At 44.6% G+C, this 19,937-nt stretch carries 21 protein-coding genes; 10 read left to right on the top strand and 11 right to left on the bottom strand.

The features are described 5' to 3' along the window. Window positions 1-16: 16 nt before the first annotated feature. On the bottom strand, window positions 17-1,330 hold the full coding sequence (locus ABL924_RS09985; protein ID WP_349026945.1) for a YihY/virulence factor BrkB family protein: 1,314 nt from the start codon (window positions 1,328-1,330) through the stop codon (window positions 17-19). Between the two features lie 44 nt (window positions 1,331-1,374). Further along, window positions 1,375-2,544 carry a lysophospholipid transporter LplT gene (lplT, locus tag ABL924_RS09980; protein WP_349026944.1) on the bottom strand — a complete coding sequence of 390 codons (1,170 nt, stop codon included), beginning with the start codon at window positions 2,542-2,544 and terminating at the stop codon, window positions 1,375-1,377. A gap of 137 nt (window positions 2,545-2,681) precedes the next feature. Between lplT and ABL924_RS09975 the strand changes: the two genes are divergently transcribed. Continuing rightward, window positions 2,682-3,800: an inorganic phosphate transporter gene (locus tag ABL924_RS09975; protein ID WP_349026943.1), complete on the top strand. Its 1,119-nt coding sequence runs from the start codon at window positions 2,682-2,684 to the stop codon at window positions 3,798-3,800. A gap of 246 nt (window positions 3,801-4,046) precedes the next feature. On the opposite strand, the gene gluQRS is transcribed toward ABL924_RS09975, so the two are convergent. Both gluQRS and dksA read right to left on the bottom strand, forming a co-directional pair. After that, window positions 4,047-4,970, bottom strand: a complete 924-nt coding sequence (gene gluQRS / locus ABL924_RS09970; RefSeq protein WP_349026942.1) for a tRNA glutamyl-Q(34) synthetase GluQRS — start codon at window positions 4,968-4,970, stop codon at window positions 4,047-4,049. Between the two features lie 153 nt (window positions 4,971-5,123). Beyond that, complete coding sequence (dksA, locus tag ABL924_RS09965; RefSeq protein ID WP_349026941.1) at window positions 5,124-5,558, bottom strand: RNA polymerase-binding protein DksA; 435 nt, start codon at window positions 5,556-5,558, stop codon at window positions 5,124-5,126. Between the two features lie 111 nt (window positions 5,559-5,669). On the opposite strand from dksA, the gene ABL924_RS09960 reads away from it, so the two are divergent. Beyond that, complete coding sequence (locus ABL924_RS09960) at window positions 5,670-6,887, top strand: pyridoxal phosphate-dependent aminotransferase (RefSeq protein ID WP_349026940.1); 1,218 nt, start codon at window positions 5,670-5,672, stop codon at window positions 6,885-6,887. After that, window positions 6,854-7,177 carry a rhodanese-like domain-containing protein gene (locus ABL924_RS09955; RefSeq protein WP_349026939.1) on the top strand — a complete coding sequence of 108 codons (324 nt, stop codon included), beginning with the start codon at window positions 6,854-6,856 and terminating at the stop codon, window positions 7,175-7,177. Before ABL924_RS09960 ends, ABL924_RS09955 begins: the two co-directional genes overlap by 34 nt. 56 nt (window positions 7,178-7,233) lie before the next feature. On the opposite strand, the gene ABL924_RS09950 is transcribed toward ABL924_RS09955, so the two are convergent. The 5 genes from ABL924_RS09950 to mobB all read right to left on the bottom strand — a co-directional run bounded on the left by ABL924_RS09950 (window position 7,234) and on the right by mobB (window position 11,263). Continuing rightward, complete coding sequence (locus tag ABL924_RS09950) at window positions 7,234-7,941, bottom strand: outer membrane beta-barrel protein (RefSeq protein ID WP_349026938.1); 708 nt, start codon at window positions 7,939-7,941, stop codon at window positions 7,234-7,236. 198 nt (window positions 7,942-8,139) lie between these two features. Next, complete coding sequence (locus ABL924_RS09945) at window positions 8,140-8,847, bottom strand: outer membrane beta-barrel protein (protein ID WP_349026937.1); 708 nt, start codon at window positions 8,845-8,847, stop codon at window positions 8,140-8,142. 116 nt (window positions 8,848-8,963) lie between these two features. Continuing rightward, the gene (locus tag ABL924_RS09940; protein ID WP_349026936.1) at window positions 8,964-9,194 is read right to left on the bottom strand and encodes a hypothetical protein; all 231 of its coding nucleotides are present in this window, start codon (window positions 9,192-9,194) and stop codon (window positions 8,964-8,966) included. 300 nt (window positions 9,195-9,494) lie between these two features. Continuing rightward, on the bottom strand, window positions 9,495-10,739 hold the full coding sequence (gene glp, locus ABL924_RS09935; protein ID WP_349026935.1) for a gephyrin-like molybdotransferase Glp: 1,245 nt from the start codon (window positions 10,737-10,739) through the stop codon (window positions 9,495-9,497). Beyond that, window positions 10,736-11,263, bottom strand: coding sequence for a molybdopterin-guanine dinucleotide biosynthesis protein B (gene mobB / locus ABL924_RS09930; RefSeq protein ID WP_349026946.1), 528 nt, complete (start codon window positions 11,261-11,263; stop codon window positions 10,736-10,738). Before mobB ends, glp begins: the two co-directional genes overlap by 4 nt. Window positions 11,264-11,391: 128 nt before the next feature. On the opposite strand from mobB, the gene ABL924_RS09925 reads away from it, so the two are divergent. The 3 genes from ABL924_RS09925 to rpoS all read left to right on the top strand — a co-directional run bounded on the left by ABL924_RS09925 (window position 11,392) and on the right by rpoS (window position 14,034). Further along, window positions 11,392-11,886 carry a DnaJ domain-containing protein gene (locus tag ABL924_RS09925; RefSeq protein ID WP_349026934.1) on the top strand — a complete coding sequence of 165 codons (495 nt, stop codon included), beginning with the start codon at window positions 11,392-11,394 and terminating at the stop codon, window positions 11,884-11,886. A gap of 8 nt (window positions 11,887-11,894) precedes the next feature. Then, a complete protein-coding gene (locus tag ABL924_RS09920; protein ID WP_349026933.1) occupies window positions 11,895-12,908 on the top strand; it encodes a peptidoglycan DD-metalloendopeptidase family protein in 1,014 nt (337 codons plus the stop codon). Window positions 12,909-13,047: 139 nt separating this feature from the next. After that, complete coding sequence (gene rpoS / locus ABL924_RS09915) at window positions 13,048-14,034, top strand: RNA polymerase sigma factor RpoS (RefSeq protein WP_349026932.1); 987 nt, start codon at window positions 13,048-13,050, stop codon at window positions 14,032-14,034. On the opposite strand, the gene ABL924_RS09910 is transcribed toward rpoS, so the two are convergent. Continuing rightward, complete coding sequence (locus ABL924_RS09910; protein ID WP_349026931.1) at window positions 14,027-14,896, bottom strand: carbon-nitrogen hydrolase family protein; 870 nt, start codon at window positions 14,894-14,896, stop codon at window positions 14,027-14,029. The genes rpoS and ABL924_RS09910 overlap by 8 nt on opposite strands. A gap of 190 nt (window positions 14,897-15,086) precedes the next feature. Then, window positions 15,087-15,470: a hypothetical protein gene (locus ABL924_RS09905; protein ID WP_349026930.1), complete on the bottom strand. Its 384-nt coding sequence runs from the start codon at window positions 15,468-15,470 to the stop codon at window positions 15,087-15,089. A gap of 55 nt (window positions 15,471-15,525) precedes the next feature. Between ABL924_RS09905 and ABL924_RS09900 the strand changes: the two genes are divergently transcribed. The 4 genes from ABL924_RS09900 to ABL924_RS09885 all read left to right on the top strand — a co-directional run bounded on the left by ABL924_RS09900 (window position 15,526) and on the right by ABL924_RS09885 (window position 19,818). Further along, window positions 15,526-15,888 (top strand): hypothetical protein, encoded by a 363-nt coding sequence (locus ABL924_RS09900; protein ID WP_349026929.1) that lies wholly within the window; start codon window positions 15,526-15,528, stop codon window positions 15,886-15,888. A gap of 170 nt (window positions 15,889-16,058) precedes the next feature. After that, a complete protein-coding gene (locus tag ABL924_RS09895) occupies window positions 16,059-16,625 on the top strand; it encodes a cytochrome c (protein WP_349026928.1) in 567 nt (188 codons plus the stop codon). A gap of 158 nt (window positions 16,626-16,783) precedes the next feature. Continuing rightward, a complete protein-coding gene (locus ABL924_RS09890; RefSeq protein ID WP_349026927.1) occupies window positions 16,784-19,027 on the top strand; it encodes a fused MFS/spermidine synthase in 2,244 nt (747 codons plus the stop codon). A 161-nt stretch (window positions 19,028-19,188) separates the two neighbouring features. Further along, window positions 19,189-19,818, top strand: coding sequence for a PilZ domain-containing protein (locus ABL924_RS09885; protein ID WP_349026926.1), 630 nt, complete (start codon window positions 19,189-19,191; stop codon window positions 19,816-19,818). Window positions 19,819-19,937: the final 119 nt, after the last annotated feature.

Here is a 19,937-nt window from a genome sequence, read left to right as displayed (position 1 = left end):
AGCCCCCCCCTTAGGCTTATATATCCTTCAATAAACAATTCTGCTTAGAAGCTTCCATCAGCTTCTTGAAGTCATTGACAGCATCCATAAACAGCCGCTCCTGGTTAATATCGGGCAAATGGTTTTGTCCGCATTGCTCCAGTGCGTTAATCACAAAAGCAATAGTCAACAAATTGGTGTCTACTGCTGGTTGATAAACATCGTCCTCTTCTTCGGGGATGTTAAATTCGACCAGGATATGGCTTGCCGTTAACTTTCCTAAAATTGGCTGGATAATGGCGATAGGAATAACCAGTCTTGCAGCTATGTCATCTGCCGTTAATGGCGCATTGAACGGGCTGAAATTCTTAATGAGTAAATGGGTAACTTGCAGGGCAATGACTTTTTGCAGGGAAAAACTAAGATTAGAAAAACGGTTATTATTTCGGTAATTTTCATAATATTGCAGAAAAAATGCGATCTCACAACCAAGCAGAACGATCATCCAGCCAATTTGCAGCCAGACGACAAATAAGGGAATCGCGGCAAAACTGCCATAAATGGCATTATAGTTGGACACGCCGATCTGCAAGCTGAGATAAGCCCATTGAAGCAGATCATACAGAATACCTGTGACTACCCCGGCAACTAGACCAGCCCGAAAACTGATCTTATGGTTAGGCATAAAAATTAAGGTAAAGGTAAATAAACCGATCATAAGCAGCAAAGGCAGCAAGCCTAGCACTTTAATGACCAGCCAAGTGCCAAATTCCGGTAATTCAATGAGGGTGATTAACCATGTTATCTCCGTATTCAGAAGCACTGTAATACTGCTGGCAACGATTAATATGATCGGAGCCAGCAACATGAGTGATAAATAGTCGCTGAATTTACGGCTGATTGAGCGGTTTCTGCCAATTTTCCAGATGTGGTTGAAGGACTCTTCAATATTGCCAATCAGGCTGATTATCGTCCAAAACAGCACCACGATTCCGATTCCTGCAACCACCCCACCTTTTGTGCTATCGAGCAGGTTTTGTGCAAAATTAATGACTTTTAATACCAGTTCATCTTGCTGGTGCGCTTGCTCGATCAAGCGTTCAGTCAATGTTTTTTCAAAACCAAAACCTTTGGCAATCCCGAACAGCATGGCGATAACCGGAACGATAGATAATAAACTATAAAGCGTTAGTGCTGATGCCCTGAGCGGACATAGATCGCGCGAGAATCCCTGGGCAGATAGGAGTGCTATTTTTAGCGACTTGATGAGAGCCGCTTTAAGAGGCGGCATTTTTTGCTCGTGTAACAGCCATATTTCGTCTTTACAAAAACTGATTATATTGTTTTTCATAAGCTGCTCTTACGCGTTTGGATTACAAAATACTCAGTACCTTTTCAAATCTGCTGTTTTAATCCACGTTTAGGCAACTTTATAGACAACAAAAAAGTCAGGATAAATAACAACCCAGCCAAGGTTTGCATGGACATAACAGGATCAGCCTGTTGTGCGGTGGCGTAGGTGTATGCGCCAACGGCAACCAGCATGGCTAAGTTCTGGAAGAAGTTTTGTAGGGCAACCGCGCTGCCACTGCCGATACTTTGTTGCCCCAGTTCTTGTAACGCGGCATTAATTGGCACGATAAACATGCCGCCCATCATCCCGATAACAAGTAGCATACATCGTGCTGCTAACAGGCTGTCGGTAAAACTCAAGATTCCAATAAACACCGCCATGATGTAAGCGGGGATTCTGGAGCGGCGTAAGTGTTCCAGAGGTATCAGGCGTGGGACGATGGCAGAACCTATGATGATGCCGATTGCCAAAAACAGGGTCAGTTGAGCAATCTCAGTGGCGTTTTTTGACAGTAATATTAATGGTGCCCAGGCGACAATAATTACCCTTAAGGTGGCTGCCGATGCCCAAAATAACGACGCGCCCAATATAGCGAAACGTGAACGTGGTGTGGTGAAGAATTGGCCTATTTGTATTCCGAATTCGACCAATTTGGATGATCCAGATTCTGCTTTGGCAATGCGGACTGGCAAAAATAAGGTGATACAAGCGGATGCAACAAATAAGGCTATGGTTAACGTAAGCGCCATCGTGACGGAGTAATCAGCCAGCTTGGCACCCACCACCATGCCTAGTAGGATGGCGAGAATGGTCGAGCCTTCAATCCAGCTATTGGCTTTCACTAAGAATTCATGACCAGCAAGTTCTGGCAGAATGCCATATTTGGCAGGGCTGTAAATGGCAGCACCCACGCCGACGATGCAATACGCCATAAGTGGCTCAACCTTGCACAACAAAAGTCCAGCCCCAACCGCCTTAATTAAATTTGCGATAATCAATACCCTGGATTTGGCGTGGTTATCGGCAAATCCACCCACCCACGGTGCAAGTACCACAAACGCCACCAAAAAAGCACTTTGCAAGGCAGGAACATACCATGTGGGCAAGTCATGCGAATGCATGACCATGGCAATTACCGTAAATAAAATGGCATTATCAGCAAATGCAGACAAAAACTGGGCGAGTAATAGTGGGTAAATTTGTTTGTTCATTCTGGGGGCTTAATTGTTTTTGTAAGCATTCAATAATGCTGTTATTGTTCAAGACTATAGACAAACTAAGGTTAATTCACAATGCTAAACAACATAAAAGCAACCGTTGTTTGCGAACGACTTAAAGGGGATTGGATATGACTATCGCACTATTATTTGTAACCGTTTGTTTTTTAGCTTATTCCAATGGCGCGAATGATAACTTTAAGGGCGTGGCTTCGTTATTTGGCAGCGGCACAACGAGTTACCGCGCTGCCTTAACATGGGCGACTATCACCACGTTGACAGGTTCAATCTGCGCGTTATTTTTGGCGCAAACCTTGCTCATCAAGTTTTCCGGCAAAGGATTAGCGCCGGATGAACTGATACACTCCATTCCATTTATCACCGCAGTTGCCGCAGGCGCAGGCATGACGGTTATTTTGGCGACTCGCCTGGGCTTTCCCATATCGACCACGCACGCTTTGGTTGGTGCGCTAACAGGTAGCAGCCTTCTGGCAACAGGTGCGGTTAAATTTTCCGCATTAGGTACTAGCTTTGTTTTGCCATTATTGCTTAGTCCGCTGGTTGCTGTGCTAGTAGCAATAGCGGTATATACGGGTTTACAGCAAATCCGGAAACGTAAGGCGATTAGTGATCTGTTATGTTTGTGTGTAGAAAAGCAACCCACAATAACAGCCGCTTACTTCACAGATGCTGCGGATACGTTGGCGTTCGGGCAAAGCAACACGCTTAGTTTTGATAACCAGTCGGCTTGTGACAAGCGTTACGCGGGCGTCATTTTTGGTATCGACGTACAACGGGTGGTTGATGCGCTGCATTTTTTTAGCGCCGGTGCAGTGTGTTTTGCCCGTGGTCTAAATGACACGCCCAAAATAGCGGCCTTGTTACTGTTAGCCCCTGGACTTATCTTACAAGAAAAAATCGTACTGATTGCGCTGATGATGGCGGCAGGAGGGTTGCTCAATGCACGGCGCGTAGCGGAAACCATGAGTCATAAGATCACCGCCATCAGCCACGGACAGGGCTTATCCGCCAACATAACCACGGCAATGCTGGTAATTGTTGCCAGTAAGTTTGGCTTGCCCGTATCTACCACGCATGTGTCAGTGGGCGCATTGTTCGGCATTGGGCTGACCACAAAGCAAGCCAATTACCGCATGATGGCCTCCATTTTGCTGTCATGGCTGTTGACTTTGCCGTGTGCGGCATTGTGTTCGGCGGGAGCTTATGCTGCGCTAACCGGTTTAGGATAATGCAATGCACAAGGTAAGTCTCGGCCCACCCTTCCAAATTAGGCAACCGCCATATCCTTGCTGCGCTTTAGCGGTCTGCACCATTATGCGTTTGTGTTCTATGCGATCTGCGCTACGGCATGCTGAAATATGCCCAACCTTTCGGCAACACCCAGTTTTGTCTCATCACGACAGCATTCGATTAGTGGAAAATAGATAAATTTGGGTTGATTTTTAACAGAGTGTCTACGTTTCTACCATTACAATTCATAAGCTAATCGCACTACACAAAGCCAACTCATCGGTGCACCAGTGCATAATAGCCCAATCCAGTAGTTCAGATACCGAAGCACCGTCAAGTTCATCAGGCGGATTTTGTTTGAGTAAAACCAGCAAGTCAAAGAGTGATTTATTGGTTGATTTTGTGTCCACTGCGGTTGCCAGGGTTTGCTTGCTGAGCTTATAACCGTGGTGATCGACGATAACGGGTACGTGCAGGTAAGTGGGCGTAGAAAAACCCAAGAGTTGTTGGAGGAAGGTTTGCTTGGGCGTTTCTTCCAGCAAATCGCTGCCGCGCACGACATGGTTAACGCCTTGCAAATAATCATCGATTACCACGGCAAACTGGTAAGCGATAACCCCGTCTTTACGCTTTAAGATGAAGTCGCCGTGTTGCTTTGCCAAGTCATGGCTAATCAAACCTTGCAATTCATCTTGGAAGCATAAGGTACACGGCTCGGTCTTAAGCCGGATGGCGTGTTGGGTATCGGAGGGTAAGGATTTGTTTCGGCAGATACCGGGATAAATATTGTTTTTGGGGGTATCGTCAGGAAACATCTCAGCCAATGATTTCCTGCTACAGTTACAACGATAGGTGAGCTGATTTTGCTCGAGCTCGGACAAAAGATGATGATAGCTATCGAGATGTTGGCTTTGATAGTAAACATTATTGTCCCAGTGCAGAGCGAAAGCCTCCAGGGTTTTTAAGATAGAAGAAACTGATCCTTCTTTATTGCGCGGTGTGTCAAGATCGTCAACCCTGAGCAGCCATTTACCATGATGGTGTCGAGCATGGAGAAAACTGGCAAGCGCTGTAAACAGCGAGCCTAAATGAAGTGGTCCTGTCGGTGAGGGGGCGAAACGCCCGATGTAAGCATCATGCTTGACACTTTGCATGGGCAGGATCGCCATTAAGCTAAGCGATTTAGTCCCTTCTCCCTTGAGGGAGAAGGTTAGGATGAGGGAGATTAAAACAATTGATTTTAATCTCCTCACCCCAACCCTCTCCAGCAGGAGAGGGGCTTTTGTTTCTTAACTTAATGGCAGTGAGGGGCAGGATAGGTGTTAACCCATCTGTTTTTCACGAATTTCATCGAGCGTTTTACAGTCGATACACAAAGTCGCCGTCGGTCTGGCTTCCAAACGGCGTACCCCTATTTCAATGCCGCAAGACTCGCAAAAGCCATAACTACCAGATTCGATCTCTTTAAGGGCTTCATCAATTTTTTTGATCAGCTTGCGCTCGCGGTCACGCGCCCTTAATTCCAGGCTGAATTCAGATTCTTGTGTGGCACGGTCATTGGGGTCTGGGAAGTTGGCCGCATCATCCTGCATGTGATGAACCGTACGATCCACTTCCTTCATCAATTGAACTTTCCAGTTATTAAGAATGGTCTCAAAATGCTTCAATTGAGCCTCATCCATGTATTCTTCGCCTTCCTTTTCTACATAAGGCTTAAAACTGAAAGGTGATGTACCCGCTTTGGGACTATCGGTCATCCACGAACTCCTCAAATGGCAAAATAATAAACCGCGCATTTTTAGCAGAATAGTAAGCAGTTAGCAAGGATTATTGCTATGATTTTGGACAATAAAAACAAACCTAATCTTATGACGAGTCAATTAGCAAAACGAGCAGCGGATATTACGCCCTTCTACGTCATGGAATTACTCCGCCGCGCAAAGCAATTAGAAGCCCAAGGACGCGATATTATCCACATGGAAATCGGCGAACCCGATTTTGCCACACCAAAAACTATTGTCGATGCCGGTATAAGGCAACTACAAATCGGCGACATCAAATATACACCCGCCGCCGGATTACCGGAATTGCGTGAAAAAATCGCCGCATATTATCAAGCCCGCTATTCGGTAAAAATAAATAAAGAACGCATATTCGTGACCCCAGGTGCGTCTGGCGCGGTTTTGTTAGCGCTAGGAGTTAGTGTAAACCCAGGCGATGAAATCTTGATGGCTGACCCTTGTTATCCCTGCAACAGCAATTTTGTCAGGTTGTTTGAAGGTAAAGCTAAAACTCTGCCTGTAGATGCCACGACTAATTATCAATTAACTTCAAACTTGATAATGCAACATTGGTCACAATCGACAAAAGGCGCGTTGATTGCATCGCCTTCAAATCCGACAGGTACGCTAATCGAACCGGAAGTATTTAAGCAGTGTATTGAGTCGGTTAATGACAAAAGCGGCTGTTTTTATTCGGATGAGATTTACCATGGCCTTGTTTATGGCAAGAATGCACCAACTGCGCTTGAATACAGCGACAATGTTTTTGTTATCAGCAGTTTTTCTAAATATTTTGGCATGACTGGTTGGCGGGTCGGCTGGCTGATCGTCCCTGATGAATTCGTAGAAGTCACTGAAAAATTGGCGCAAAATATTTTTATTGCCACCCCAACGCTGTCCCAATTTGCAGCTCTGGCGGCGTTTGATGAATCCACTCTTGAAGAACTGGAAACAAGACGGGCTGAATTTACCGCCAGACGTGACTTTCTTTATAACGCATTAGTACATTTAGGTTTTGAAATCCCAGTCAAACCCGATGGCGCACTTTATATCTATGCCAATTGCGCGAAATTCACTAACGACAGTTATCAATTTGCACTCGACCTTTTGGAAGCGGAAGGCGTTGCGATAACGCCAGGGAAAGATTTTGGCAGTCATAAGGCCCAGCATCACATACGCTTTGCCTATACAACCTCCATCGAACGTATGGCGGTTGCTATGCAGCGTTTAGAACGATTTATAAACCACAAAATGATTAACCAGGAAAAACCATGCCCATCAAACAACTCTCTGCCATTGAACTAAAAAGCAAAATCCAAGAAAAAGAACACCTGTTCCTGCTGGACGTAAGAGAACCTTTTGAGTTTACACACGCCCATATCGACGGCAGCGTATTGATACCGCTAAACCAAATTCCGCAAAGGTTACGAGAAATTGATATGGAACAGGAAGTTGTACTGATTTGCCATCACGGTATGCGTAGTATGCAAGCCGCCAATTTCCTTGCCCAGGTTGGTTTCAGGAATATCAGCAATTTGGTGGGCGGCATTGATGCGTGGTCGATTGAAGTCGATAGCGCAGTGGCGAGGTATTAGGAGAAAACCACCACCCTCTCCCAGCGGGAGAGGGTTAGGGTGTAGGGTTAAATAATTTAGAAACCAACCCTTATACCAGCCATGACCTGATGATCCCCGACTTCATACAACCTGCCTTTAAGATCAGCATCTGCACCGCCAAAATAGCGATATTTCAAGTCAAAGCTGATCCTGTCGTCCAGTTTGTAATTAACCCCAGCACCCGCTGCCCAAGCAAAATCCAAATCATTTTCAGCGTTGCCATACGGGCGTTTTACGCGTAAATGGTAGCCTCCCATGCCAGCCGTAATATAAGGCGTAAAGGCGGTACTATTTTTGAAGTCGTAATAACCATTTAACAGAAATGCCATGCGTTCTCTATCACCTTTTGAAGGTGCTGATGAAGGCAAGGAGGGGCCGTGACTGTGCCTTGTAACAGGCTGGATACTTAACGAAAAATGTTCCTTACCATTATCATTGGACTGATACAGCACTTCGCCTTCTAGGCGAAATTGATCTGCAACCTGGTAGCCTAAAGCCAAGCTACCCGCAAAGCCTGGATCATAATCCTGTATAAAGTGAGTTTTTAAGTTAAAGCAATAAGAAGGCGATGCTCCCGAAAAAGTACAGCCGGTAAGCGAACCGTCAACTGAATCAGACGGCGCAAATGCCGCACCGGCATTAAACTGCACATAGGCTTTGTGTTCTTCCGCATCGGCTGATGTAGCAATAGCAAGACCTGCGAGCATAAGAGCGGAGCATCTTAGTTTTTGTAAAATACACATAATATTGTCCCCAAAAGTTGGATGGGTTGGTTTTTTTGCACAGACAGTGGGTAGTGGGTTAAACCTGTGATTTGATTGATAAGGCGGAGTGACAAACCTAGGTTTGTCACTCCAATAATACACGCGACTCAAGGCTATGAAGCCGACATGTTCATCAAAAAACATAGGTTAAACCCATTAGCCGACAATGTAATGGGTTTAAAAACCAACCCTTATACCCGCCATGACTTGATGATCGCCGACTTCATACAATCGACTTGAAAAGCCACTTGGGCTTTGGAGTTCAGCATCTGCACCACCAAAATAACGGTATTTCAAATCAAAGCTGATTCGGTCATCCAGCTTGTAATTAACCCCAGCACCCGCTTGCCAGGCAAAATCCAGGTCATTTTCAACACTGCTGCGTTCCCCTTTTAATCGCAAATGGTAACCTCCCATACCAGCCGTGATATAAGGGGTAAAGGCGGTGCTATTTTTGAAGTCGTAATAGCCATTCAACAGGAATGCCGTGCGCTCCCGTTCACCTTTTAATGGTGCAGAAAATGACGGGACATTCCCAGAGTCAATTCCGGAAAAAGAATAATTTACTTTATTCATGTTATTAGATTGATAGATGCCTTCTACTTCAATACGAAGCTGGTCGGCAATGCGATAGCCTAGTGCCACACTGCCGGCAAAACCAGCATCATAAGGCTGCCTGCCAGTTTCAGTCAGATGACTGCCGCAACCAAAACCGCTTGACGTACGAACACAACCATTAAAAGGGCCGAATGATTGTGAATCAGAAGGCGCAAATGCCGCACCCGCATTTAACTGCACATAGAATTTGTGTTCTTCTGCGATGGCTGTGGCAGAAACGATAAGTCCTGAAAGTATCAGGATACGAGATTTAAATAAAGAAGACATAATATTGCTCCGGAAAGTTAGATTTTTTTTTGATTGCACTAAACAATCCGAGGTTTTTTGGGCGGTATTTTTTCCTTGCTGCTGCGGAATAAATCAAGTCCATTGCTCTTTCAATGCTAATTGAAGCGGCGTTTTAAATCCGGTATTTGCCCAGCACCGACATCATCGCATTTGAATGTGAATGGCGGCTGAACAGAGTTAAAATAGCCAACTATTTTTAAGGGGTCTCTAAAACCACTCTCCCTCTGTGATGATGGACGCAGGTAGTAGGGCAACGCAGGACGACAAACCGCGCCTGCGTTTGCTGCATTCAGTACATCCTGTACTTCAGCGGTTGCCGAGAGCACTAGGGTGAGGGTTGTAACTGCTTGATTTTAAATCCCTCACCCCAACCTTCTCCCAGGGGGAGACGGCGCGAGTTCCATACTTACTGCCACTTCCTCCATCCCTGAAAGAAGAAGGAGTTTTCTGAAATTTTAGAAATTCCCTCAAAGGGAATCTCTAAAAATCCCCTCTCCCTCTGGGAGAGGGTTAGGGTTAGGGTTGTAAATACTTGATTTTAAACCCCTCATCCCAACCTTCTCCCGAAGGGAGAAGGAGCTTTTTGAATTTTTAGAGATTCCCTAAAGTTAGTATCGTCATGCAAGCTAAATAAATATAGTAAACGGCTCAACCAACACTTTTTTGCCGATTGTTATGCCGTTAGATTCGGCTGCAAGGATAATATAGCAATTGCCCTGGCTCATTGAACTGAGAATATGCGAGCCTTGCTGACCAGTTGAGGCCACAAAAAAATCACCATTGCTATCTTGGGTAAGAATGCCACGCTGAAATTCCTGTCGTCCTGGGGCTTTTTTTAGGGTTGTGGTGCTGGTTGCTAGCAAGCGCAACGACTTGTTTGCGCCTGCACCAGAAAGTTGCTTGAGGGCTGGCGCTACAATCTGTTGAAAAGTGACCATGACCGAAACCGGATTTCCGGGCAGACCAAAAAAATAACTTGCCCCGATTTTACCAAAAGCCAGCGGTTTGCCGGGCTTGATAGCAATCTTCCAAAAATTGACTTCACCGCAACTGGCCAAAATTTCTTTAATATAGTCGGCTTCTCCGACTGAAGCTCCACCTGTAGTAATAACCACGTCATGGCACTCAGCCGCTTGTTTTAAACCATCCTCAAGCAACTGCTTGTCATCCGGTATCACGCCCATATCGGTTACGTTGTAGCAAGGGTCAGCCAGTAATCCGGCTAACGCATAACGATTACTGTCGTAGATTTTCCCTGCTTCCGGTTGTTGCCCTAAGCCCATTAATTCGTCACCGGTAGAAAAAAAGGCAATGTTAAGTTTGCGCCGCACAGGGACATCACAGATTCCGGCAGCAGCCAACAAGCCAATATCAGCCGCCGTTAATTTTTTTAGCTGATTACAGAGTAAACCGCCCTGTTTAACATCTTCGCCTGCTTCTCTAATATTCTGGTATGTCGTAATGTTTGCTGGAAATGTGATGTCTTTCCCATCTGCGCTAGCCTGCTCTTGAATGACCACAGAGTCAGCACCGTCTGGCACTACAGCGCCAGTAAAAATCCGCACACATTGCCCAGCTTGTAGTGCTCCTTGGAACGGTTTTCCCGCCCATGAAGCACCCACCAGATTAAGCACAAAAGAGTCTTTGGCATCAGTATCCTTGCTGGATAATGCATAACCATCCATGGCAGAGTTTCTGTCGTAAGGAATATTGATGGGCGAAAAAACATCTTCCGCCAATACGCGCCCCAAGACGTTTTTTAACACCACCCGTTCGGAACTGATGATCGGTTGTATAGCTGTCTTAATTCTTTCTAGGGCTTCATCAACACTCAATAACGGTTTTGATTCAAGGCTGCACGGGTCAATCATATTAGCCTCATGAATAATAACTGGGTAATAAATTTTGCAATCAACTCAGGTTGATTGAGGTTTAGTTGCACCAAACTGTCAGGCGTAACTAAGGGAGTGTCCGTAGCAATCGCAATAATGTTGGGATCGTTAGGATACAGCAACGGCTTGTTAAGCGACGACCTGTGCAATTCGATTTTAGGGAATTGTGTCGCCTTAAAACCCTCAACCAAGATTAAATCCAGTTCTGACTGATCGAACGCGAGCAGTTGCTCGTCCAATGCAGGCTCCCTGTTGGTTTGAAATTCCGTGATGATTGCGCGTCTGTGCGTTGACACCAGCATGACTGGTGACGCACCGGCTTCACGCAGACGGAAACTGTCTTTACCGGGTTGATCAATTTGAAAATTATGGTGGCTGTGCTTGATTAAACCAACCCGCAAGCCATCCTGCGTTAATATCGGGATGAGCTGCGTCAACAACGTGGTTTTTCCTGTCCCACTAAAAGCGGCAAAGCCTAAAATGGGAACTTTGGCATTTTTCATAGTCAACTGGGTCTCTCAAGGCCATTAAATAATAGAGGCAAGTCTCGTTAGCAACGGTATTCTAAGGTATTATTTCAACCTCGGCTAAGAAATAGCAACCTCAAACGGCGACTGCGCCGGAGGAAAGTGTGATTCGAATTTACCTAGTTTTGTTGATCGTCGTTGCTTTTTATGCTTTGCGGGCTTTTCGGAAAGCATCGCCAGCGTTTGTGGCACGCCTTATCAGAATCATGGGGTTTTCCTTTATTGGCGTTATGTTCCTTTATCTGGGAGCCACTGGCCGCTTGAACGGACTGTTTGCGCTGACGGGTATCGCTGTCGCTTTTGCCGTCCGAATGTTGCCAACACTGCTGCGCTATGCGCCTTATTTGCACCGCTTATGGCTGGAATTTACCGCAGCCAAGCAGCAGTCATCAGGACAGCAAAGTGGCAGGACTAGCCCTAAAGGGACTATGGCTAAAGAAGAAGCTTATGAGGTGTTAGGCTTGAAGCCCGGCGCACTAGAGCAAGACATCATCGCTGCACACCGTAAACTCATGCAAAAAATTCATCCAGATCGTGGTGGCTCGGATTATCTGGCGGCCAAAATAAATTTGGCAAAGAAAATTTTACTGAATAAATAATAAAAACCATGATTTTCCAGATTTCAAAAACTATCGTATTAGCCGTTTCTGCACTACTTATGATGCTAACTGGCTGCACCCAAACACCCAATTACGCACCGGTAAAAACGGTTAACCAAGCTATTGAACCTAATAATGGTTATTATTTCCGCAAAAAAACACCCATTAAGCCGCTAAATAACCGATATAAACTACAAGAAACAGCTAAAAGCACTCTTTATGGTCAGCAAAATAACTCTATCCGGCAACCCTCTACCATTAATGGCTTGCCTTATCCTAGTCCGTATCAGAATAAACCTTCCCCAAACTATCCAATTGCTAGCGCTGGAGTAGTACGATCTTCAATTACTTTAGATACCGAAATTTTTAATCCAAATAAGGTGTCCCAGAAGCCAAATCCTTTGTCCTATAAGGTAGAATTACCCGCAAAATACAAGCCTGCGCATTCTAGAGTTGATACAAATCCAGCCGTACGACAGCAGAAATCACCGACTAATGGTGACTCAAAAAATAAGTTAATTCTTTCAGAGACTAACAATGTTGCTATGCTGAAAAAACCTGATATCATCGTAGTACAGTCGACCTCTCCTCAGCCTGCCCAGAAAAATAATAACGAAAGAAAATCAATTATTTCAATTGATAATAAAAAAATGTTAAAGTTAAACTTTCAGTGGCCAATACAGGGTAAAATCTCCAGAAATTTTGCTCAAACTGATAATAAAGGGATCGATATTACAGGAAGAATTGGACAAGCGGTTCAAGCCGCTGAGTCAGGAAAAGCGGTTTATTGTGGACGTGGGTTGGTAAACTTCGGGAACTTAGTGATTATCAAACATAAAGAGAATTACTTAACCGCTTATGCAAATAATAGCCAACTGTACATCAAGGAAGGACAGCAGGTAGAAAAAGGGCAAACGATTGGACAAGTGAGTGCGACAGGATTAAAAAAAGCATCTGTGCATTTTGAAATAAGAAAAAATGGTAAATCCATCAATCCATTAACATTATTACCGAAACACTAGGAAAACACTCAATAATTTCATTTTCCGCTGACAAAGCATTTAAGCCCCTGATCTTAACTGCCATTTGTATAGAAAAATGGACTTATTGAGCGCTTCCCTAGCGTCCTTTCGGTTAGGTAGATAAATTCGGGAGGTTAATATGAGCGAAGAAATATTTGAACCCAGCGATGAAGATATAGCCATCTGCTTTGATGAGGATGATCTATCCCTCGAAGAAGACTTGGATGAAGATAATTTTGTCCGTGACAAACAGGTCGCCGAAGAAGCCGCTCTTCTAAAAGCAAAGGGTGACAGTGGTTTTGACGCGACACGAATTTATTTAAACGAACTGAGCCGATCAAAATTACTTACCGCAGATCAAGAGAAAATCTATGGCAAACTTGCACTTAAGGGGGATCGAGAAGCGCGTAAGATCATGATCGAAAGTAATTTACGGCTAGTGGTGAAAATTTCCAGGCGCTATCTAAACAGAGGATTGCCGCTATTGGACTTAATCGAAGAAGGCAATTTGGGGTTGATCCGTGCGGTTGAGAAATTCGACCCAGATCGGGGCTTTCGCTTTTCAACCTACGCGACTTGGTGGATTAGGCAAACCGTAGAACGCGCTATAATGAATCAAACACGAACCATACGTCTGCCGATTCATATCGTAAAAGAGATGAACACTTATCTCAAGGCTCAGCGTCAATTGGCACAAGTGCTGGATTATGAGCCCAGCGCCGAAGATGTCGCCCGGCATTTAGACAAGCCCGTTAGCAAAGTAGAGAAAATGCTCAAGCTGAACGAACGGGTGACTTCCATTGATATTCCTGGCAGTAAGGATTTTGACCAACCTTTGGTTGAGTCACTTTACGACCATGAAAGCGCATCACCTTCAGAGCAACTGCATGAAGACGGCATGAAACAAAACGTTGCTACCTGGGTGTTTCAATTATCAGAAAAGCAACGCGAAGTCATCTGCCGCCGCTATGGTCTTTGCGGCTACGAAGACTCAACGCTTGAAGATGTCGCTCAGGAATTGAATGTAACAAGAGAGCGTGTTAGACAGATTCAAATGGATGGCTTAAAACGGTTAAAAGAAATACTGGAAGTTAATGGTTATTCGTTTGAATCAATATTCAGTTAACTATTAAAGTCTTTTGTAAAGGCCAGTTTCGGTAATTAAATACTTGCCCTTGATCGCGCACAACCGCACACGCACTAAGCGATACTTCGCCCATTACCCACTGCACTGCATTCAGCTTACCTGCAACTAACACCCCATTATCAGGAAAACCGCGATCCACCGGCGTGTAAATGGCCGCTGCACCAATATTAATATCGACCGCTTCCGACCATTCCGCATTACCCACCAAGCACGATTGCACGACATAGCACTGGTTTTCCAACGCCCTGGCTTGGCAACCGATTTTAACGCGATTAAATCCCGCCAAAGTATCGGTACAACTGGGGACGAGGATCAAGTTTGCCCCCATTTCCACTTGCTTTCTCGCCAGCAGGGGGAATTCGCTGTCATAGCAGATATTAATGGCGATTTTACCGTACTCCGTTTCAAAGCATTTCAAATCTTTGCCGCTTTTAATAAACCATTGCTCGTTTTCAAAGCGCGTCATCATCAGCTTATCCTGATAATCAAAACTGCCATCTGGCATAAATAGGTAAGCGCGATTGCGATAAACTTTGGGTTCGATTTCTACCGGAAAGCTGCCAGATTGAATAATGCACTGGTGTTGTTTTGCTAAGATTTTGAATAAATCAAGATAATAATCATGCACCGATTGCATCGCGGCGAGCTGTTTATCCAGCGACGAATAAACTTCTTTGCCGAATAGCGAAGCCAATTCCATACTGGCATATTCAGGAAATAACAAAATCTTGGCATTTTGTTGAGCTGCCTCAGCAACCCAACGCTTGATTTTGTCTTGATAATCCTGCCAACTTACCAAAAAGCTGATGTCGTACTGGGCGGATGCGATTTTAACGGTCATGTTTTATATGTTAAGGACTATCTAAGTGCTTGATTTATATTAAACAGTAAGGCAGTGACTAGCATTTTGATACACGCCTTGTTACACACTTTACATGAATTTATATGATACACGGTGAAACGGGTAGAGAAAACAGGCACAAAAAATCGCAAGATTGCCGGTCTTGATTTTTTCGGGTAAGCATTGGAACTTAGATTAGCTCAATATAAGCCCTTAATGCCGATACCGTTTGTGGTAGTTGTTGCTTTTGGAATATCGCTAATAATTCTTCTTTTGCTTTCGCTGGGTTCTTTAATGATTCCCGTTGTTGAAAGAACCACGTTGTATACCGGCCTTGGTCAAAATGGAGGGCAAGTGCGGAGTCCGCCTTACAGGGCTTTGGCCATGGCCTTAACCGTATTGCAGCCCAGAAACGCTTGTCGATGACGTATGTCCACAGCAAGGAAATGGCGGCACAAGCCAAGTTGACTGAAGCGACCGGCGTTAAGGTGTACTTTGCCGACCCGCACAGCCCTTGGCAGCGTGGCATTAATGAAAATACCAACGAGTTATACCAATCCCAATAAGTTCTCATTGTTATCTTCTCCAAAGGGAGAAGGCTAGGATGAGGGGATTTATATAACAACTTTTTGGGATTGGTATTACTTCGCCAGTACCTGCCCAAAGGTGAAGACTTAAGTGTGTTCACTCAAGAAGATTTAGATGCGATTGCCTGGAGCCTAAACACCCGGTCACACAAATCGCTAGGCTTCAAATGCCCTGCCGAATTGTTCACACCAGACGCATTTGATTTAAGCAGCATCATGCTGCGTTATTTGCGCTTCAAACTTGAATCCGCCCGCCTTTTTCTTTGTAGAAAACTTCAATTGTGTGTCCTGATTAGTGTATATGGATCAGTCTTGGATATGCAAAATCACGGAAAATTGGGGAAATTATTAGAGATGCCTACATACAAACAGGTATATAGCGTAAAGCGTGTCATTTTTGGATAAGGTGGTCAAATTGTTCTAGGGTAGCCTGCACATGGTTTAAACCGTGAGATAATTTTCATTATCTTTCGCCATTTTTGGTTGTATATTAAGAACTGAATTATAATCAAACACTTCACGAAGTCAGCTCGATATACACTTAAGGCCTTCGTATTAACATTTTGAGGTGATCCATGCGTTTATTAAGGCAAGCGTTTACTTTTTCTTTATTGCTGATCTGTTTTTCGATAATGCAGGTCTCGGCAAACGAGTTGTCAACGGTAGAACAGAAAGCAGCTGCCTGTTTCGCGTGCCACGGTGATAAAGGAAAAAGTAACGATCCCAACTTTCCCAGTTTGGCCGCCCAGCAATCAATTTACATAGTAAATCAGCTCAATGCGTTCAAATCTGGCGAAAGGAGAAACCCTGCGATGCAAGCCAAGGCAAGCAAGTTAACGGCCGAAGATATTAATAATTATGGTGCTTATTTTGCTGTACAACAAGCAGTCAAAGCAGTCGGTGATACTACTTTAATGCAACAAGGCAAAAGCAAAGCTACAGTGTGCCTGGGGTGTCATGGTACTTCCGGTGAGGGCAACGGCGAATTTCCTAGGCTAGCTGGGCAGCATCCTGAATATCTGATTCAACAACTGACGCATTTCAAAAACGGCACTCGGATAAATGGAGGCATGCAAGCACTTGCCGGAAACCTTTCAGAAGAAGACATTAAGGCTTTAGCGGCGTATTTTGGCTCCTTATGATCTAGCTAAATCACAGTCAATAAATCTAAAAAGGCGGTTATCCCGCCTTTTTTATTGTTCGGTGATTTTCGAGTGCCTATCATAAAGGCAAATGGTTTATCATGAGACGATTAACACCTTAGCCCCGAATAGACCAAGAACAAACTACACTAAAAATAATGAATCAGTCATCTAACACCAAAACCGACCGCAGCTTACTCTTGATTTTTTTATTTGCGGGAACCTTATTCACCAGTGCGGCACTGATGTTTGTGTTGCAACCGATGTTCGGGAAAATTCTGCTGCCTTTGTTAGGTGGTTCTCCCGCCGTCTGGAACACCTGCATGGTGTTTTATCAAAGCATTTTATTTCTCGGCTATCTCTATGCCCATTATCTCTCGACCCGACTAAGCCAACATAAGCAAATCCTGGTACATATCGCCGTCATTTTGGTCAGTTTCTTGGCGCTGCCTGTTGCCTTGCCTGAGACCGTTTCGCCACCAACTGAGAGCAACCCGACTTTTTGGCTACTTGGAGTATTGTTTCTTTCGATAGGACTACCTTTTTTTGTGGTTTCCACCACCGCACCCCTGATCCAAAAATGGTTCGCCAACGTGGGACATCATACCAGCCACGATCCTTATTACCTCTATGCCGCCAGTAATATCGGCAGTATGATTGCCTTGCTCAGCTATCCCTTTTTGCTCGAACCCAATATTGGCCTGGCCAACCAAAAATCTTACTGGAGTGTTGGTTTCTTATTGCTTTGCCTCTTGATAGCCACTTGCGCTTTTACTGTCTGGAAAGCACAGAAAACTAAGAATGCCACCGAAGAACTCACCGCTGACGACGGTGAACTCGGTATTGTCACCAAACTGCATTGGCTGGCACTGGCTTTTGTACCATCCAGCTTGCTGTTAGGACTGACCACTTTCATCAGCACAGATATAGCTTCGGTGCCATTGCTGTGGATTATTCCTCTGACCCTATACCTGCTCACCTTCGTTATCGTCTTCTCAAAATGGCATGACAAGGTTCATCCTTTAATGGTCACGCTGCAACCCATCGTGTTGTTGCCATTTATTGCTTATTCTTTCATCAATCCGGCGGTGCTGCCTTACTGGGTTGATTTAGGCCTACATTTAACCGGTTTCTTCCTTGCCGTGATGGTCTGTCATGGTGAACTCGCTCGCTTAAGGCCAAACACGAGGCATCTAACCACTTATTATCTGATTATGTCATTTGCTGGCATGTTAGGTGGTATGTTTAACACTTTCGTTGCACCATTTATTTTTAATGCGGTTTACGAATATCCATTGATGATAATCGCCGCCCTATTGCTGCGTCCGGGCTTGAAGGCTTCTCTCGTCAACACCAAAATGGAATGGTTTAAGCAATTAATCCTTCCGGTTCTGCTGATTATTATCGGGCTGGCCTTGTTTTTCAGTATCGACGATTTACCACAATATTTGGATACCATCGGTGTCGGCTTGATACTTTTGGCGGGTTTGACCTATGCGTTCAGAACACAACCCATCACGCTTGCCTTGCTGACTGGCATTCTGATTTTCTTTACCTTTGGCTTGCATGGCTTATTGTCGAATACGTTGTACCAGGAACGGACTTTTTTTGGCGTGTTGTCCGTACGCGAAAGCATGCTGACCGATGAGCAAGGTCAGCCCGAAAAATACCGCGAGTTCTATCACGGCACCACCAAACACGGAGCCCAACGCTTGGCGGACAAGGATTCCCGCACGCCGTCCACATACTTCAGCCACCAAGGGCCTATCGGTCAGTTATTCAGCGAATTCGACAAAGTCAACGACAACTGGGTGATCGGCATTGTCGGTCTGGGTGCAGGAACCCTAACGTGTTACACGAAAGGCCAACAAGACTGGACATTTTATGAACTCGACCCTCTAGTCGTGGATGTTGCCAGCAATCCCACTTATTTTACATATATCAGCCAGTGCAACCCCAAAATGACCATGAAAGTCGGGGATGCCCGTTTGTCATTGGAAAAAGAACCCGATCACAAGTTCGATCTGTTTGTAATCGACGCGTTCAGTTCTGACTCGATACCAACCCATTTATTGACTCAAGAAGCCATCAAGCTCTATTTCGACAAGATCAAACCGAATGGTATCTTGGCATTGCACATTACCAATCGTCATTTAGCCCTGAAAAAAGTTCTATCTGATCATGCAAAACAATTACAACTTTCCGCGTTAATCCAGGAATTCAAACCACAACAAGATATTCCGTTAGTCGTTGCAACCGATTGGGTGGTAATGACTAAAAAGCCAGAAACACTGGATTTATTAAGGCAAAGCCAGCTAGGAAACTGGCAAAAACTTCCTCTCTACTTCGATGTCAAACCTTGGACGGATGACTTCACCAATATTGTTACTATCTGGAAATAACATATTCCAAAAAACAGACTATTATTGTTTATTAGTTGGTGTTGAAAGCCATAATAGTTGTAGGGAACTACAAAACAAGTAACGACGGCCTGATCCTTTGCTGCGGCGTTGGAAGTCTGTTTCACGACATACACGGGTTGCGATAAAACGAGGAGATTCACATGAGTTCGATGTTGTTAAGGCCCTATCGGAAAAATTTAACCACGCATGGCTTGATTTATTTAGCTGACGAGGAACAATCTATCACCATTAAAAACATATCCATTAGTGGCGTTCTTGCCCAGTTGGATAGCAAGGTCGGGAAAAGCGACATAAAGGATATTTTCAATACCTTATTGAGTTCAACAATAATTGATCTTTACCTACCGGAGATGCGTTTGGCAGGCGAAGTTGAAGTCATCAGAGTAGATATGCAAAACGATCATATTCTGCTTGCCTTGGAGTTTAAAAATATTTCTTATGATGTCAATGACCAGATGTACAAAAGGAAAGCCTACCGGAAAAACTTGCCTGGATTAGGACATATATTATTCAATAGCGAATATCTTGAATTTAATACGGTGAATGTTTCTGTTGATGGCATGATGATCCGCTTTGCCGAGGTCGTTTACGTTGAACCCGGAGCTATTACCGTATTTGAGTTTAAACAGCTAGAGCTGGAAGGTGAGATAAAAGTGATCTGGGTAGATCGCATGTCTGATGGCGGAACCTTAATGGGCCTACAATACGTACAAATGAAAAAGCCGTCAATCAAAGGGATTCCCGAATTCGCCTGGCCAAAGTCAGCCTGATCCCTCTGGGAGGCAAAACTGGCGGATGATTGCAATATAGGCTGTGGCTAAACCTAATATGTTCAACCAACTGTCGAAGTTTGCTTGACCTAATTTATAGCTTGCCTCAGAGGTTTGGC

This window comes from Methyloglobulus sp. (assembly GCF_040079455.1).
Lineage (GTDB): Bacteria > Pseudomonadota > Gammaproteobacteria > Methylococcales > Methylomonadaceae > Methyloglobulus.
Note: the sequence above shows the minus strand (reverse complement) of the source record. Positions and strands in the feature narration are given on the sequence as shown.

Excerpts from the sequence above, each read along its gene's own strand:
- ABL924_RS09890 (WP_349026927.1), top strand. The coding sequence starts at position 16,784 with ATGAATCAGTCATCTAACACCAAAACCGACCGCAGCTTACTCTTGATT.
- gluQRS (WP_349026942.1), bottom strand. The coding sequence starts at position 4,970 with ATGGCGATCCTGCCCATGCAAAGTGTCAAGCATGATGCTTACATCGGG.
- ABL924_RS09895 (WP_349026928.1), top strand. The coding sequence starts at position 16,059 with ATGCGTTTATTAAGGCAAGCGTTTACTTTTTCTTTATTGCTGATCTGT.
- ABL924_RS09955 (WP_349026939.1), top strand. The coding sequence starts at position 6,854 with ATGCCCATCAAACAACTCTCTGCCATTGAACTAAAAAGCAAAATCCAA.
- ABL924_RS09905 (WP_349026930.1), bottom strand. The coding sequence starts at position 15,470 with ATGAGAACTTATTGGGATTGGTATAACTCGTTGGTATTTTCATTAATG.
- ABL924_RS09975 (WP_349026943.1), top strand. The coding sequence starts at position 2,682 with ATGACTATCGCACTATTATTTGTAACCGTTTGTTTTTTAGCTTATTCC.
- ABL924_RS09960 (WP_349026940.1), top strand. The coding sequence starts at position 5,670 with ATGACGAGTCAATTAGCAAAACGAGCAGCGGATATTACGCCCTTCTAC.
- ABL924_RS09950 (WP_349026938.1), bottom strand. The coding sequence starts at position 7,941 with ATGTGTATTTTACAAAAACTAAGATGCTCCGCTCTTATGCTCGCAGGT.
- lplT (WP_349026944.1), bottom strand. The coding sequence starts at position 2,544 with ATGAACAAACAAATTTACCCACTATTACTCGCCCAGTTTTTGTCTGCA.
- dksA (WP_349026941.1), bottom strand. The coding sequence starts at position 5,558 with ATGACCGATAGTCCCAAAGCGGGTACATCACCTTTCAGTTTTAAGCCT.
- mobB (WP_349026946.1), bottom strand. The coding sequence starts at position 11,263 with ATGAAAAATGCCAAAGTTCCCATTTTAGGCTTTGCCGCTTTTAGTGGG.
- ABL924_RS09910 (WP_349026931.1), bottom strand. The coding sequence starts at position 14,896 with ATGACCGTTAAAATCGCATCCGCCCAGTACGACATCAGCTTTTTGGTA.
- ABL924_RS09885 (WP_349026926.1), top strand. The coding sequence starts at position 19,189 with ATGAGTTCGATGTTGTTAAGGCCCTATCGGAAAAATTTAACCACGCAT.
- ABL924_RS09920 (WP_349026933.1), top strand. The coding sequence starts at position 11,895 with ATGATTTTCCAGATTTCAAAAACTATCGTATTAGCCGTTTCTGCACTA.
- ABL924_RS09945 (WP_349026937.1), bottom strand. The coding sequence starts at position 8,847 with ATGTCTTCTTTATTTAAATCTCGTATCCTGATACTTTCAGGACTTATC.
- glp (WP_349026935.1), bottom strand. The coding sequence starts at position 10,739 with ATGATTGACCCGTGCAGCCTTGAATCAAAACCGTTATTGAGTGTTGAT.
- ABL924_RS09985 (WP_349026945.1), bottom strand. The coding sequence starts at position 1,330 with ATGAAAAACAATATAATCAGTTTTTGTAAAGACGAAATATGGCTGTTA.
- rpoS (WP_349026932.1), top strand. The coding sequence starts at position 13,048 with ATGAGCGAAGAAATATTTGAACCCAGCGATGAAGATATAGCCATCTGC.